Source organism: Algibacter sp. AS12 (genome assembly GCF_046736315.1).
Lineage (GTDB): Bacteria > Bacteroidota > Bacteroidia > Flavobacteriales > Flavobacteriaceae > Algibacter_B > Algibacter_B amylolyticus.
The window spans coordinates 3900305-3915468 of record NZ_CP151841.1 but is presented as its reverse complement, the minus strand read 5'-3'; the positions used below and the strand labels follow the sequence as shown (position 1 = coordinate 3915468).

Genomic DNA, 15164 nt, shown 5'->3' with positions numbered 1-15164 from the left:
TTTTAATTCTTCAGCTCTAATAGAGCAAGACTTTTGTTAATGATAATAAGCCTTCTAGCTAATTATCTTTACACCTTCAGTATTAATTTTAGTAACATGTATTTCAAAAGCAATATCGGTTTTGGAATAAATAGCAGCCATAGCTTCTTTAACTTTAGTTGCTGTTTCTAAACCTTTGCTTAACGAAAATATGGACGGACCAGAACCTGAAATTCCAGCACCTAGAGCACCAGCAAGTAATGCAGCTTGTTTAACTTCATTAAAGTGCGGAATTAGTTGGCTTCTGTAAGGTTCTACAATAACATCGTTTAACGAGTTGCTAATTAAATTATAATCGCTAGTATGTAAAGCGTGCACTAAACTTCCTAAGTTTGCCCATTGCTCTATAGCATCACTTAATGGTACTTCTTTTGGCAATACAGCTCTAGACTCCGATGTTTTAATTTCTATTTGCGGGTGTATTATTGTAGCAAACAAATCATCTGGTGCGGGTATTTCTAAAATTTGTAAAGGCGATATGCTTTTAACCAAGGTAAAACCTCCAAAAAGAGCAGGAGCGAGGTTGTCCGCATGTTCGCATTTACTCGCTAAAGCTTCACCTTTAATAGCAAATTCTGTTAATTGTGTTTTGTTAAATGGTCTTCCAATAAGTTCATTCATTCCAAATACGCTACCAACAGCACTTGCAGCGCTACTTCCAATACCGCTTCCTGGTTTTATGTTTTTATAAATTTCAATTTCGAAACCAAAATCAACATTAATGGCATTGTACATTGCTAATGCCGATACACCAGCAACGTTTAATTCGGCCTCAAATGGTAAATCGAAATTCTCAATTTTGGTAATATGAATTCCTTTTTTATCTGTTTTTCTTATCACCATGTCATCGCCAACACTATCTAAGCAAAACCCTAAAACATCGAAACCACATGCTACATTGGCAACGGTTGCCGGAGAAAAAATTTTTATTTCGTTCATTACAAAAGTTCTTTTGTCATTTCCGCAAAAGCGGAAGTCTAATCAAGCAAACCGCTTACTTGTTTAATCGTTTCCTAGTCTAATAATGTCTGCAAATAAACCAGAAGCCGTAACTTCTGCACCTGCTCCGGCACCTTTAATAATCATAGGTTGCTTAGCATAACGTTCTGTGTAGAACATAACAATATTATCACTTCCTTCTAAATTATAAAATGGGTGTCCTTCTGGAATTTCTTGTAAGCTCACGCTTGCTTTTCCGTTATCGAACTTGGCTACATATTTTAATTGGCAGTTGTTTGCTTTTGCCGAAGCGTATAAGCTTTGGTAATGCGCTTCGTCTGCAATTAAAGTTTTGTAAAAATCATCTACAGAATCACTTTTTAATCCAGCTTCCGATAAGAATGATGTGTTTTCAATGTCTTCTAAATTCATTTTAACACCACTTTCTCTAGCCAAAATTAAAATTTTACGGGCAACATCTACACCACTTAAATCAATTCTTGGATCTGGCTCTGTATAACCTTCGGCTCCAGCTTGTTTTACCACATCGTAAAACTTAGTTTTATCTGTAAAGTTATTAAACACAAAGTTTAAACTACCAGATAATACCGCTTGTATTGAGTTTACTTTATCGCCAGAAGCAATTAAATTATTTAAAGTGTCAATTACAGGTAAACCTGCTCCAACATTAGTTTCAAATAAATACGGTGCGTTGTATTTTAATGATAATTCTTTAAGGTTCTTGTAGTTGTTGTATTCACTAGAACATGCAATTTTATTACAAGCTACAATACCAATACTTTCTTTTAAATATTGCGCATATAAATCGGCAACATAGGCATTTGCGGTAACATCAACAAAAATACTGTTACGTAAATTTAAGGCTTTAGTGTTTTCAAAAAAGCCCTGTAACGATGCTTTTTCGCCTTGCTCTAATTGCTCTTTCCAATTTTTTAAATCGATGCCGTCTTCATTAAAAATCATGTGTCTAGAATTCGATAATCCAGCAACACGTAATTTAATTTTAAGATTGTCCTTTAAGTATTTTTTCTGTTGTTTAATTTGTTCTACCAAACGTTCGCCAACATTTCCAACACCTGTTATAAAGACATTAATTTGTTTTGTTTTAGATTCAAAAAACTGCTCGTGTAAGGTATTTAAAGCTTTTTTAACGTCTTTTTCGTTAATAACAGCTGTTATGTTTTTTTCTGAGGCACCTTGAGCAATGGCTCTAATATTAATATTGTTTTTTCCTAAAGTACTAAACATTTTACCGCTAATACCTTGGTGGTTTTTCATGTTATCGCCAACTAAGGCAATTATAGATAATCCTGTTTCAACAATAATAGGTTCTATTTTGCCTAAAGCAATTTCATTTTCAAAAGCGGTATCAATTGCTGTTTTTGCAGTTTCGGCTTCTTTATCTTCAATTCCTAAGCAAATAGAATGCTCTGAAGAGGCTTGAGTAATCATAATCACATTTATTTTTTCTTGTGATAATGTTTCAAACAAACGTTTTGAAAATCCAGGAATACCAACCATTCCTGTGCCTTCTAAAGTTAATAATGCAATATTGCTAATGTTACTAATTCCTTTTACCGGCGAACTAGATTTTGTTTCTTCATTAGAAATTATAGTTCCAACAGCATCTGGCTCTAAAGTGTTTTTAATATGAATAGGGATTTCTAAACTTAACACAGGTTGAACCGTTGGTGGATATAACACTTTGGCACCAAAATGCGATAATTCCATAGCTTCTTGATATGAAATTTTATCGATTGGATAAGCCTGTTTTACTAATTTAGGATTGGTTGTAAACATACCGCTTACATCCGTCCAAATTTCTAATTGTTCAACATGTAGTGCTGCAGCAATTATAGCTGCCGTAAAATCTGAACCACCGCGACCAAGCGTTGTTATTTCTCCTAGTTTAGATTTAGAAATAAACCCAGGAAGAATTGTTATTTTTTGATTAGCAGATTTAAAATACTCACGAATATTAGTATTTGTAACTGTATAATCAACCTCTGCTTTAGTAAAGTTGGAGTTTGTTACTATAAGCTCTTGTGAATTTTTAACATTGGCAGATAAACTTCTGTTTTTCATAGTTTCTGCTATGATAAAAGACGATAATAATTCGCCAAAACTAACAAGCTTATCTGATGTTTTAGGAGATAATTCATTAATTAAATAAATACCTTCCAATAAACTTTTTAGGCTTTCAAGTTTATCCTCAACAAACTCCAAAATGGCAGTATGGTTGTCTGGATTAAGCTCTGTTATAATGTTAAAATGTCTTTCTTTTATACCTTCAAACGTTTCTAAAAAGGCTTCATCTTTATTTTGCGCTTGTTTGCCTGCTAAAAGTAATTTATCTGTAATGCCACCAACCGCAGAAACTACGCAAGCTATAGTATCAGTTTTACTATAATCTACTAGTATGTTAATAACGTTATTTATATTTTTTGAAGAGCCTACTGAAGTACCTCCGAATTTTAAAACTTTCATGTTTTAATGTCTTATATAATTAAAAATAATAGTTGAGATGTTGTAATTTTTTAAAATTACAAAAAAAGTGTGCGGAATATATATAACTAGTAACCCCAAAGGGTTGTAGTATTTGTAATTGTACCAAAAATAGATGTAGTTCCTTTTACTAGAAAAGAAACAGTTTGAAGTGTATTTTGGTTGAAATGATTCATTATAGTTATATAATACCCATCAAAAGTATTACTTTTAGGCTTATAAAAAAACTAAAATAACTTTTTTACAATATTCTTATCTTCAATCGCTATTCGTTTAAAAAAAACGACAAATTGCAATAAGAATTGAAAAATCTATAATAACACATGAAACTTCCATAACGAAAAGTTAAATCTTAACATTCAAACTATGTGGAAGCTATATGTGACCATTAAAATATAATTAAAAAGAACAAATGAAACTATTTTCTAAAGAACAGATTTACGAAGGAGATAAACTAACGGCTGAAAGACAAAATATTACCTCAACCGAATTAATAGAGCGTGCTGGTACGCAAATTTTTAATTGGATTCATGCACGAATGCAAGGGGCACAAGTACCTATTCATGTGTTTTGCGGAATTGGCAATAATGGAGGCGATGGCCTTGTTTTAGCGCGACATTTAATAACTCATGGTTATAATGTAAATACCTATATAATTAATTGTAGCGATAAGCGATCCAAGGATTTTTTGGTGAATTATGATAGGATTAAAAATGTGACTAAAAAATGGCCAGTTCTTTTAAATTGTGCCGAAGATTTTCCTGCGATAAACCCTGAAGATATAATAGTTGATGCCATTTTTGGTATAGGATTAAATAGACCTGTAGATGAATGGGTTAAACAATTGTTTTTACATTTTAGAGCTAGTAAAGCATTTACTTTAGCTATTGATATACCATCTGGATTGTTTCCTGATAAGGCTATTGAAGATGAAAATGCCGTAGTTTGGGCGGGGTATACTTTAAGTTTTGCATCGCCAAAATTGGTGTTCTTTTTGCCAGAAACTGCTAAATACACAGTGCAATGGGAAGTCTTGGATATAGGCTTAGATAAAGAGTTTTTGTATACCACTCAAACCGAAGTAGAACTTATTGGTAAACATGAGGTATTATCTAATTACATTCCGCGAGAAAAATATTCGCATAAAGGGCAATTTGGACATACGTTAATAGTTGGCGGTAGTTATGGTAAAATTGGTGCTGTTACACTGGCTAGTAGAGCTGCGTTGTCTTCTGGTGCAGGATTAGTTTCTGCATATGTACCAAAATGTGGGTATTACCCTTTGCAAACATCTTTTCCTGAAGCGATGGTAATTACAGATACTGATGAAGAAAAGATTACTAAAATTAAATTTAATATAGAACCAACTGTTATAGCTTTTGGAATAGGAGCGGGAACAGATAATGAAACGGCTAGTGCATTTGAAGCCTTTTTAAAAACCAACAAAGCGCCTTTGGTTATTGATGCCGATGGTATTAATTTACTGGCTAAAAAGAAATCTTTATTAAAACTTTTACCTGAAGCTACAATTTTAACACCACATCCAAAAGAATTAGAGCGTTTAATGGGAACCTGGAAAGATGATTTTGATAAGCTTAAAAAAGTTAAAGCGTTTTCGAAAAAGCATAAAGTAATAGTTATTATAAAAGGTGCTAATAGTATTACGATATTTGATGATAAATTATATGTAAATACTACAGGGAACTCTGGATTATCTACAGCGGGTAGTGGCGATGTTTTAACGGGTATTATTGCGGGTTTAGTGTCGCAAGGGTATAATCCTTTGGTTGCTGCTATTTTTGGGGTGTATTTACACGGTAAATCGGCAGATATAGCTGTTGAAGATTTTGGATATCAAAGTTTAATTGCCAGCCATGTTATAGATTATCTTGGTGAAGCGTATTTGGATTTATTTAAACAACCTGAACAGCCACCTCAACAAGAAGAGGAAATAAAAAAGTAAGCTCAAAAGGTATAAAAATAAAGAGCCCTCAATAAAGAATTTACCTTTAAAGAGGGCTTTTTATTTTTAACGCATTTATGTTAGATATTAAGTTCGTTAAACAATTGGATTAACTGAGGGCTTGAAGGTCTAGGTGCATTAGCATCTACAATATTTCCTTTTGGATCCACTAAAATAAATTTCGGTATACCTTGAATTTGGTAGTCTTGTACAAAAGCAGAATTCCAATCGCTATCCGCAAATAATTGTATACCTCCTAAGTCTTTTTCAACCACCATAGTTTTCCATTTTTCGTAATCTCTATCCTTATCAATAGAAATACTTACAAACTCAATATTTTTACCAAAATATTGTTTTTCAACTTTTTGTAAATGTGGTATTTGTTGAATGCAAGGTCCGCACCAAGTAGCCCAAACATCGATATAAACGTACTTTCCTTTTAAATCTTCTAAAGATGTTTTACCACCAGAATGATTTTCGTAATTAGTAAATTTAGGCGATGGTTTCCCCTTTTTTAGTGCAGTAAGCTTGTTGTATTTTTCAGTTACAGTAGTGTTGTTTTTTTCGTTAGTAGAATTCTTTAAAAAAGTGTTATATAAAGCATCTACATCATTTGAATACGTTAGGTTGAAGTTTACGAACTCAAATAACAAAGTGTTTTTTATCGGTTCACTTTCTACGGCACTTACGGTTTTAAGAAATGCTAAATCGTAAGCAATAGAATCTTTAGTTTGTAATTCTCGAGCTTTACTAGCATAATGATCGTTGACAATACCTTTGTAATGACTAGAAAACTCAAAATCTTCGGCATTTGAAAAATCCATACCATCTAAATCATTTAAGAAGTCTTCTGAAACTTTAAAGTCATTATTTTTTGTAAAGTATTGATGCGCTCTTTCAAAATTACTAAGGCTACTTAAATACCCATAATTAATGCTTCTTTTTTCTTTAGAAATAAAATCTGAAGGTAAATCTTTAGCATTTTTTAAAATATCCTCTTGGGTGTTTTTAAACTCTAACATTTTAGCTTTATAACTAGCTTCATCAAGTACAAAAATTTCTGCACTTTTTTTGGCAAGCTCCATTTCTGCTTTTCTTTTGGCCACAAAATAGTTGTTTATTTTAGAGCCATTACCCGAAATAGCAATGGTATTATCAAAATTTGTAGCATCGTAAGTTATATTTAAATTAAAGCCTGGAGCTAAATTTAAAAACACTGGATTTTTACCGTCATACAATACATAAGATTTTATGTCTGTGCTTAAAGTATCAGTAAAAGTACCATCTGCAGCAACTTTTATAGGCGCTGAAAAAGTACGGTCTTCACTGTTAATGGTAAGTTCTCCGGGTTGCTTGTTTGTTATTTTTCCAGAAATAACAGCATGATTTTCAGTTGCAGTTTTTATTTCTTTTTTGCAATTAAATACGCTAATTGCAAGCGCTATTAAAAGTAGTTTTTTCATTGTTATAGGTTTTCAGGATTCAAAAATAGAAAATACCTGAGTTTTGTATGTTAAATTGATTTTTAATTAACATTTATTATAAATGTAGGGTTATAGTTTATGCGTTAGCTTTTCATAGTCTACAATTTCTGGAATAATATTTAAGGCAAACAGTTCTTTTTGAACATTCATAACGGTTTCTTTTTCTATTAGTGTTTGCGACCATTCCGTAAGTCCTAACCATTCTTGCACATCTTCTAATTTTTGTTCGTAACGATTTGCAATGGTTTTATCAATATTAGGAATGTCTTTAAAATCTGAAGTAGTTTGATTAATAATGTCTAAAATGGTTTTTAACTCTTCACTATTATTCTCAATAAATTCATTTCTAACAGCAATAACAAAACATGGCCAAGGAGAAGGGCAGTTGTCTATACGTCTAAACACACCATTATCTACTATGGGCTTTGTTGTGAATTTTTCCCATAAAAAATAATCAGCTTGTCCATCGGTTAAACCTTCAACAGCGCCATCAAGGTTTTTTATAACTTCAAAATCTAAATCTTGGTCTAAATCCCAATTATGATTTTCGGCATTTATATAAGCCATTAAATGAGATCCAGAACCATATCGACTAATAGCAGCCTTAGTACCTTTTAAATCTTCTACGTTTTTGTAGTCTGAATTGTGAGCCACATGCACACCCCAAATTAGAGGAGTCTCCACGTAAGTCTGCACAATTTTACTAGGGTTACCATCTATAATATCTTTTATAATACCTTCGGTTAAAATTACAGCAATATCAATATCGCCATCTCTAAGGGCTTTACACATGGCACCTGTTCCGCCGTAATAATCGTGCCAACGTAGGTTTATGTTTTTGTCTTTGTATTCGCCATTTTTAAGCGTTAAGTACCAAGCTAAATTAAAATGCTCTGGTACACCGCCAATATTAACTTTCTTCATTAATCAATCGGTTTTATCTATAATTTTGTTTAGTGCGTAAGTAATTAAGTTTGAAATTACGGTATTAGAATCTTTGCTAAATGTACCTATTGCTCTGTTTGCAATAATAGCATTTAAAGAAATAGCTTTATGCCCTAAGAGACTTGAAAGTCCATAAATAGCAGAGGTTTCCATTTCTAGATTGGTGATTCTAATGCCATTATGATTAAAAGCGTCCATTTTATCGTTTAGTTTGCCATCCTGAATCGCTAATCGTAATACGCGTCCTTGTGGCCCATAAAAACCACCAGCTGTTGCTGTTAAACCTTTATGTATATGGCCTGCTTCAAACAGCTTTTCTAATTCTGCGCTCCCTTTAATTATAATAGGGCTCGCTTTGTCCTTATGCCAATCGGTTTGTTGGGTAAAGGCCTCCTCAAGTTCTGGAGTTCTAATGCTGCCGGTTTTATAAGCTTGCAACATACCATTCATATCTAGGGCATGTGTGCTTATTAAAAATGAATCGACATCAATGTCTTGTTGTAAAGAGCCAGAAGTACCTATTCTTATAATATTTAAGCTTGTTAGCGATTCTTTTATTTTTCGGGTTTTAAAATCTATATTGACAAGGGCGTCTAATTCATTTAAAACAATATCTATATTATCGGGACCTATTCCCGTAGACATTACGGTAATACGTATGCCTTTATAGTAACCAGTTTGCGTTTTGAATTCGCGTTTTTGAGTTTCAAATTCTATAGAATCGAAATGAGATGTTACTTTACTAACACGATCTTGATCGCCTACAAAAATTATGGTGTCTGCAATGTGTTCTGGTTTTAAATTTAAATGATAAATACTACCATCTGGATTTAAAATAAGTTCTGATTCTTTAATCGACATTAGTAATTGTTTTAACAAGTTTATTCAGCTTTTTGCTGAATTGATATTCGTATTTATTTACTCCGCCAAAGCACATATTACTATCAATTTTATGTGAAGAATTATATTGGCCAATAAGTGTTTCGTGACCTGTTCTATTTAAAACTAAGGCATCCTTTTCTTCGGTATAAAAAACACTTAATTTATCTATTAAACGTTTAAGTTGCATATCGCCAAAGCCGTAGTAACCTTGGTAGTTTAAAGCATAACCTAAAAGATGGTGTTTTGATTTTATGGTGTTATCTCTCACAATTTCTAGAATGTTTCGTTCTAGGGTATTTAAACCATCAACAGAATCTGGAAAACGTTTTAAATGTGCCTTTAAGCAATTTGTTAAATATTTAAACGACGAATTTTTAACAATAAAAGGCTTTAATAAATTATGATCTTTTCCGCAGTAAATACCCCAAACAGTTGTAGCTATATCAATGTCACTTTTGTTTAAAGCTATTTTATTTTTATAGTGTTCTAGAAGTTGTTCGGTATTAAGTTCGGTTAACGCTTTTAAAGTTTTACTTCCTGGAACACGCCCGCTACAAACCAAATAAAGCGGAAGGTCTATTTTTTTATACTGCAGTAAACTAATTACGGCAATCATGTTTATATGGCAAAATAAGTCATATTCAAACCACAGGACAATTTCAGAATAGCGTTCTGTATTAGCAAGTTGCTCGTTTAGAACGAAATCAACCTGTTCCAGGTCTAATTCAACATTATAAAAATCATTAAAAAACTGGCGTCTTAGTTCAATATGTTCTTTACTGTGGATGGCTTGCTTAGTTGGGCCTTCACATAGCATTTCTTGCCAAACCAATTTTTCGCCAACAATTTCGAGTTCATTTAAATATTTATTAAGATGATCTCCGTTTGTAATATGCAGTGGATATTTGTTCATGTTTTAGCCGCCTACACGTTTTACATTAAAACCTTTATCCTTTAGCATTTGCATTATTTTATCGCGATAATCCCCTTGAATAATAATTTTATCATCTTTAAAACTGCCACCTACACTAAGTTTTGTTTTAATTTCTTTGGCAAGTATTTTAAAATCTTCAGTAGCTCCTGTATAACCTTCAAGTATTGTTATTGGTTTGCCTTTTCGCTTTTCGTACTTGCATAGTATCGGGTCGTCTTGCATCCAAATGTTTTCAGAATCATTGGTTTCAGAAGGTGTTTCCTCTTCAACATGCTCTGGAAATAAATTTTTAAGTTGATCTTGTAAATCCATTCGTTCAATCTTCAGTTATCAGTCTTCAGTAAGCAGTATAATACATGCGTATACAACTACCAACTTTGGAATGCATACTATTTTTTAAGTCCTAATTCTATTAAGCGTTCGTTTAAAAATTCGCCAGCTGTAATATCATCAAATTGTTTTGGATTGTTTTCATCAATACAGCCTTCTAAAACATCTAATTTCATTTCGCTAACTGGGTGCATAAAAAACGGAATAGAATAGCGTGATGTACCCCAAAGTTCTTTAGGCGGATTAATTACACGATGTATAGTCGATTTTAATTTATTATTGGTATGTCTAGATAGCATGTCTCCAACATTAATCATAAGTTCGTCTGGTTCTGCAATAGCATCTATCCATTCACCGTTATGATTTTGTACTTGTAAGCCACGACCTTGAGCACCCATTAAAAGGGTTATTAAATTAATATCTCCATGAGCAGCAGCTCTAACAGCCTCTTTAGGTTCTTCTGTTATTGGCGGGTAGTGTATAGGTCTTAAAATAGAGTTTCCGTTATGTATGTAATTATCAAAATAGGTTTCTTCCAAATTTAAATGTAAAGCTAAAGCACGTAAAACATACTTTGCTGTTTTTTCTAGCATTTGGTAGGCTTCTTTGCCAATTTTGTTAAAGTTAGCAAGTTCATTAACCGTAACATTTTCTGGGTATTCTGCTTTTAATGCATCATTGTCATCAACGTATTGTCCAAAGTGCCAAAATTCCTTTAAATCACCTTCTTTTTTACCTTTTGCACTTTCTTTACCAAAGGAAACATAACCACGCTGGCCACCAATACCTGGTATTTCGTATTTCTGTTTAGTTTCGGTTGGTAAACTAAAAAAGTTTTTAATTTCTTTATATAGATTATCAACTAAAGCTTCATCTAAAAAATGACCTTTAAGTGCTACAAAACCAATATCTTCGTAAGCCTTACCTATGGCTTCAACAAACTTTTGTTTTCTAGCAGGATCATCAGATAGAAAGTCCTTTAAATTAACACTTGGTATGATATTCATTGCTGTTATTTTATGGTGTGAATAAAACAAATGTACAAAAACATTCAAAGTTAATTGTACTGTGTAATAGGCATTTTTTGTTAATAATGCATTCTATTTATGTTATATTTGATAGTGAAATAAGGATTTTATTATGAAACCAACAAATTCTTCAGTTAACTTTAACTATTCTATAAATAATTTAGACGAAACGCTATTGTTGTCCTTATACAGAAATATGCTGAAACCAAGGCTAATAGAGGAGAGAATGCTTGTTTTGTTGCGCCAAGGGAAAATTAGTAAATGGTTTTCGGGCATTGGACAAGAGGCTATTTCGGTTGGCGTTACCATGGCTATACATAGTGATGAATATATTTTACCTATGCATAGAAATTTAGGTGTTTTTACCACCAGAAAAATCCCTTTATACAGATTATTTGCACAATGGCAAGGAAAAGCTTCGGGCTTTACTAAGGGTAGAGATAGATCATTTCATTTTGGAACACAGCAGTATAAAATTGTTGGAATGATTTCACATTTAGGTCCTCAATTGGGAGTTGCCGATGGTATTGCTTTGGCTTCAAAATTAAAAAACAAAAATCAGGTTACAGCTGTTTTTTCTGGTGAAGGTGGCACAAGTGAAGGCGATTTTCATGAAGCTTTAAACGTGGCATCTGTTTGGCAATTACCTGTTTTATTCTGTATAGAAAACAATGGTTATGGCTTGTCTACGCCAACACATGAGCAATATAATTGTAAAGATTTAGCAGCTAGAGGCATAGGTTATGGTATGGAATCGCATATTATAGATGGTAATAACATTGTTGAAGTTTATACAAAAGTAAACGCTCTTGCCAAAGATATAAGAAGAAACCCTAGACCTATTTTGGTAGAATTTAAAACCTTTAGAATACGCGGACATGAAGAAGCGAGTGGCACTAAATATGTGCCGGAGGAACTTATTACGTCGTGGACAACTAAAGATCCGCTTTTAAATTTTGAAGCGTTTTTAAAAGCAGAAACTATTATAACAGAAGAACTTGAAGCAGATTTTAAAGCTGAAATTAACAAAGAAATTAATGAGCATTTAAAGGTCGCTAATGAAGAAGAAGAGATAAAACCTAATGAAAGTGAAGAGTTAAGTGATGTTTTTCAATTAATTAAAAATGAAGGCATTAATAGTAAATCGAAACCTGAAGAGATTCGGTTTATTGATGCCATTTCAAGTAGTTTGAAGGAAAGCATGATACAGCATGAAGACCTAGTGATTATGGGGCAGGATATTGCAGAATACGGAGGTGCTTTTAAAATTACCGAAGGGTTTATAGATCAATTTGGAAAGGAGCGCGTGCGCAATACACCTATTTGCGAATCGGCTATAATTGAAACAGCTATGGGCTTATCTATTGCCGGAATTAAGAGTGTGGTAGAAATGCAGTTTGCCGATTTTGTAAGTTCTGGCTTTAATCCTGTTGTTAATTATTTGGCAAAGTCGTATTACAGATGGAAACAAAATGCCGATGTAGTAATTAGAATGCCTTGTGGTGGAGGCGTGGCTGCAGGACCGTTTCATTCGCAAACAAACGAGGCTTGGTTTACCAAAACACCAGGTTTAAAAGTGGTTTATCCAGCATTTCCTTATGATGCTAAAGGCTTATTAAACCAAGCTATTAACGATCCTAATCCTGTATTGTTTTTTGAGCATAAAGCGTTATATCGTAATATTCGTCAAGAGGTGCCTACGGATTATTATACTTTACCTTTTGGTAAGGCTTCGGTTATAAAAGCTGGTAACGATGTTACTATAGTGTCCTACGGAGCTGCTGTGCATTGGGTATTAGAAACTTTAGATAACAACCCCGATATTTCAGCAGATGTTATAGATTTAAGAACCCTTCAGCCCTTAGATTTAGAGCGTATTTATGCCTCGGTTAAAAAAACTGGAAAAGCTATTATTTTGCAAGAAGACTCACTTTTTGGTGGTATTGCAAGTGATATTTCGGCTAATATTATGGAGCAATGTTTTAAATATTTAGATGCACCCGTAATGCGGGTTGCTAGTATGGAAACTCCAATTCCTTTTGCCGCTCAGTTAGAGCAGCAATATTTGCCTAAAAACAAGTTTGAAACGGCTTTAAAAACGTTATTAGCGTATTAAGTATTACCATTAAGATGAATAAACCTATAATTTTTAAAACCTTTATTTGTATTTGTGTTTTTATAGTTTTAAGCTGTGGAAAGTCTAAACCAACCATTGAAGACAACTATATTTGGAAGCCTTTACAAGTTACGGCTACCGCTTATAATTCGTTGGCATACCAAACCAATTCGAATCCGCATATAACTGCGTTTGGAGATAGTTTAAAACCTGGGCTAAAGTATATTGCGGTTTCTCGAGATTTACTAAAACTAGGGTTAAATCAGGATACTCCAGTAAAAATTGAAGGACTTAAAGGTGTATATTGGGTTAAGGATAAAATGCACTCTAAATGGAGAAACAGGATAGATATTTATATGGACGAGGATGTCAAAGCCGCTAAAACCTGGGGAAGAAAAAAAGTAAAAATTGAATATGGTATTCTTAAGCTTTAAAGCTTATAAAAATTGAGTTATTAAGTTTGCCGCCAAAATAACTCAATCTTAAAAATTGTTATTTATTTCGTTTCAGCTTCCGAAATAATAAAAGGATAAGCCTTTTTTACCTGATTTTCTTCAGCTGTTGTTAAATTTACAGCAGGTTTTCCTAGTACATTCAAGCTGTATTCTTGTCTTAGTTCATAGTAGGCTTTTGTTAATTCATTTTGCACAGCAACAAAGGTTTTGTAAGTAGTTTGCTTGCTGTTTTGTAAGGATATAACGACTTTGTTAGGGTTGTCTGAAGCAGTCGATGCTCTATTACCATTGCAATAATTACAACTAGCATCACCATTATTATCAGCAAAATTTTTAACAATCTCTTTAATTTCAGATAAGGTTACGAGTTCATCTTCAATTAGAATATCATCAGTGCTATTAATGGCAATTCTTAAAATATTTCGTTCGGCAATTACACCACCACAATCGTTGGTAGGGCAGTCTTTTGGAAGGACTCGGTTTATACCTTCATCGGAAGATATAGTAGCGGTTACTAGAAAAAAGATGAGTAATAAAAATGCGATATCTGCCATGGATCCCGCATTTACTTCTGGTACTAATTTTGAGTGTCTCATAAAATAGATTTTAAAATGTTAATGTTTTCTAGAAGTCACAAAAACAGTACCGAAATAATACGGTCTAAATATTAAAATGAAGTAAAACATTGAAAATAGATATGGGTTTTTGTTAAATTCTGATTGGTTTAGGTATGGTATTTGTTAAACCATTACTAAATATTGGGATTAAACGGGGTGATTTTCTAAGAAAGAAATATCTTTGATAAATTAATAGCCCTCAATCCATAAACTATAAATTGATAATAGATTGATGAAACCTTATGCTTTTTTACTTTTTTTAATATGCTTCTCGCTGTCTATTGAAGCGCAAATAGATAGTAAAAATAAATCTTTTTCTATACCTGCCGTAGAGAGTAAAAAAGATACAGCAGATATAGCGCCATTAACACCTTCTAAACCCATTGAGAGTAGTAGCACTATTGGTTTAAACAGACCAAAAGTGACTCCAAATCTAGAAATGCCTAAAAAAGAATTCTCCATGTTTCCTGAAGAAGAATTTGGAAATCCGGGAGAATTATATAGTAAAAGGCTAGGGCAGGTAGAAAAAGAGTTATTGCCGGAAGGACATGGTGAAAATGCTGGATTAAAAGAAGATGCTTATTGGGGTGATTATAGAACAAAATCTAAATTTATATATATTAAATACAGAGATTATAGCGCTATTGATGGTGATGTACTTAGAGTTTTAGTGGACGACGATGTAATAAAATCGGGTGCATATTTAACCGAAGGGTTTGGCGGCTTTAAGCTAAAGCTAAAAGACGGCCTTAATAAAATTGACTTTTATGCCGTTAACGAAGGTTCATCGGGACCTAATACCGCAGAATATAGAATTTTAGATGAATGGAATAAGGTAATCTCTGGAAAAGTATGGGCGCTTTCCAAAGGGGTAAAAGTGACTATTATTATTATAAAGGAGTAGTT

Annotated in this window: 13 protein-coding genes; 4 read left to right on the top strand and 9 right to left on the bottom strand. The window is 33.0% G+C overall.

Features of this window, described 5'->3' with window-relative positions:
- Positions 1-54: 54 nt before the first annotated feature.
- Both AAFN75_RS15990 and thrA read right to left on the bottom strand, forming a co-directional pair.
- A complete protein-coding gene (locus tag AAFN75_RS15990) occupies positions 55-978 on the bottom strand; it encodes a homoserine kinase (RefSeq protein WP_411807301.1) in 924 nt (307 codons plus the stop codon).
- 63 nt (positions 979-1041) lie between these two features.
- The gene (gene thrA, locus AAFN75_RS15985) at positions 1042-3486 is read right to left on the bottom strand and encodes a bifunctional aspartate kinase/homoserine dehydrogenase I (RefSeq protein WP_411807300.1); all 2445 of its coding nucleotides are present in this window, start codon (positions 3484-3486) and stop codon (positions 1042-1044) included.
- A 430-nt stretch (positions 3487-3916) separates the two neighbouring features.
- Between thrA and AAFN75_RS15980 the strand changes: the two genes are divergently transcribed.
- The gene (locus tag AAFN75_RS15980) at positions 3917-5467 is read left to right on the top strand and encodes an NAD(P)H-hydrate dehydratase (RefSeq protein WP_411807299.1); all 1551 of its coding nucleotides are present in this window, start codon (positions 3917-3919) and stop codon (positions 5465-5467) included.
- An 80-nt stretch (positions 5468-5547) separates the two neighbouring features.
- On the opposite strand, the gene AAFN75_RS15975 is transcribed toward AAFN75_RS15980, so the two are convergent.
- From AAFN75_RS15975 to AAFN75_RS15950, 6 genes are all read right to left on the bottom strand, one after another.
- Entirely contained in the window at positions 5548-6930 is a 1383-nt protein-coding gene (locus AAFN75_RS15975; RefSeq protein WP_411807298.1) for a TlpA family protein disulfide reductase, read from the bottom strand.
- 90 nt (positions 6931-7020) lie between these two features.
- On the bottom strand, positions 7021-7875 hold the full coding sequence (locus AAFN75_RS15970) for a substrate-binding domain-containing protein (RefSeq protein ID WP_411807297.1): 855 nt from the start codon (positions 7873-7875) through the stop codon (positions 7021-7023).
- Positions 7876-7878: 3 nt separating this feature from the next.
- Complete coding sequence (locus tag AAFN75_RS15965) at positions 7879-8757, bottom strand: nucleoside phosphorylase (protein ID WP_411807296.1); 879 nt, start codon at positions 8755-8757, stop codon at positions 7879-7881.
- Positions 8747-9691, bottom strand: coding sequence for a DUF1835 domain-containing protein (locus tag AAFN75_RS15960; protein WP_411807295.1), 945 nt, complete (start codon positions 9689-9691; stop codon positions 8747-8749). The genes AAFN75_RS15965 and AAFN75_RS15960 overlap by 11 nt, the downstream gene beginning before the upstream one ends.
- Positions 9692-9694: 3 nt before the next feature.
- Positions 9695-10024, bottom strand: coding sequence for a translation initiation factor (locus tag AAFN75_RS15955; protein ID WP_144118000.1), 330 nt, complete (start codon positions 10022-10024; stop codon positions 9695-9697).
- A 77-nt stretch (positions 10025-10101) separates the two neighbouring features.
- Positions 10102-11049 (bottom strand): isopenicillin N synthase family dioxygenase, encoded by a 948-nt coding sequence (locus AAFN75_RS15950; RefSeq protein WP_411807294.1) that lies wholly within the window; start codon positions 11047-11049, stop codon positions 10102-10104.
- Positions 11050-11182: 133 nt separating this feature from the next.
- Between AAFN75_RS15950 and AAFN75_RS15945 the strand changes: the two genes are divergently transcribed.
- Both AAFN75_RS15945 and AAFN75_RS15940 read left to right on the top strand, forming a co-directional pair.
- The gene (locus AAFN75_RS15945) at positions 11183-13186 is read left to right on the top strand and encodes a thiamine pyrophosphate-dependent enzyme (RefSeq protein WP_411807293.1); all 2004 of its coding nucleotides are present in this window, start codon (positions 11183-11185) and stop codon (positions 13184-13186) included.
- A gap of 14 nt (positions 13187-13200) precedes the next feature.
- A complete protein-coding gene (locus tag AAFN75_RS15940) occupies positions 13201-13620 on the top strand; it encodes a 3D domain-containing protein (protein WP_411807292.1) in 420 nt (139 codons plus the stop codon).
- Positions 13621-13682: 62 nt separating this feature from the next.
- Here the strand turns inward: AAFN75_RS15940 and AAFN75_RS15935 are convergent, their stop codons facing one another.
- A complete protein-coding gene (locus tag AAFN75_RS15935) occupies positions 13683-14237 on the bottom strand; it encodes an ExbD/TolR family protein (protein ID WP_411807291.1) in 555 nt (184 codons plus the stop codon).
- 250 nt (positions 14238-14487) lie between these two features.
- Here AAFN75_RS15935 and AAFN75_RS15930 point away from each other — a divergent pair, with 250 nt between their 5' ends.
- On the top strand, positions 14488-15162 hold the full coding sequence (locus AAFN75_RS15930; protein WP_411807290.1) for a hypothetical protein: 675 nt from the start codon (positions 14488-14490) through the stop codon (positions 15160-15162).
- Positions 15163-15164: the final 2 nt, after the last annotated feature.

Bases quoted from the DNA above. Each gene is read 5' to 3' on its own strand.
- AAFN75_RS15960 (WP_411807295.1), bottom strand. From the start codon at position 9,691: ATGAACAAATATCCACTGCATATTACAAACGGAGATCATCTTAATAAA.
- AAFN75_RS15955 (WP_144118000.1), bottom strand. From the start codon at position 10,024: ATGGATTTACAAGATCAACTTAAAAATTTATTTCCAGAGCATGTTGAA.
- thrA (WP_411807300.1), bottom strand. From the start codon at position 3,486: ATGAAAGTTTTAAAATTCGGAGGTACTTCAGTAGGCTCTTCAAAAAAT.
- AAFN75_RS15970 (WP_411807297.1), bottom strand. From the start codon at position 7,875: ATGAAGAAAGTTAATATTGGCGGTGTACCAGAGCATTTTAATTTAGCT.
- AAFN75_RS15990 (WP_411807301.1), bottom strand. From the start codon at position 978: ATGAACGAAATAAAAATTTTTTCTCCGGCAACCGTTGCCAATGTAGCA.
- AAFN75_RS15940 (WP_411807292.1), top strand. From the start codon at position 13,201: ATGAATAAACCTATAATTTTTAAAACCTTTATTTGTATTTGTGTTTTT.
- AAFN75_RS15980 (WP_411807299.1), top strand. From the start codon at position 3,917: ATGAAACTATTTTCTAAAGAACAGATTTACGAAGGAGATAAACTAACG.
- AAFN75_RS15965 (WP_411807296.1), bottom strand. From the start codon at position 8,757: ATGTCGATTAAAGAATCAGAACTTATTTTAAATCCAGATGGTAGTATT.
- AAFN75_RS15935 (WP_411807291.1), bottom strand. From the start codon at position 14,237: ATGAGACACTCAAAATTAGTACCAGAAGTAAATGCGGGATCCATGGCA.
- AAFN75_RS15950 (WP_411807294.1), bottom strand. From the start codon at position 11,049: ATGAATATCATACCAAGTGTTAATTTAAAGGACTTTCTATCTGATGAT.
- AAFN75_RS15945 (WP_411807293.1), top strand. From the start codon at position 11,183: ATGAAACCAACAAATTCTTCAGTTAACTTTAACTATTCTATAAATAAT.
- AAFN75_RS15975 (WP_411807298.1), bottom strand. From the start codon at position 6,930: ATGAAAAAACTACTTTTAATAGCGCTTGCAATTAGCGTATTTAATTGC.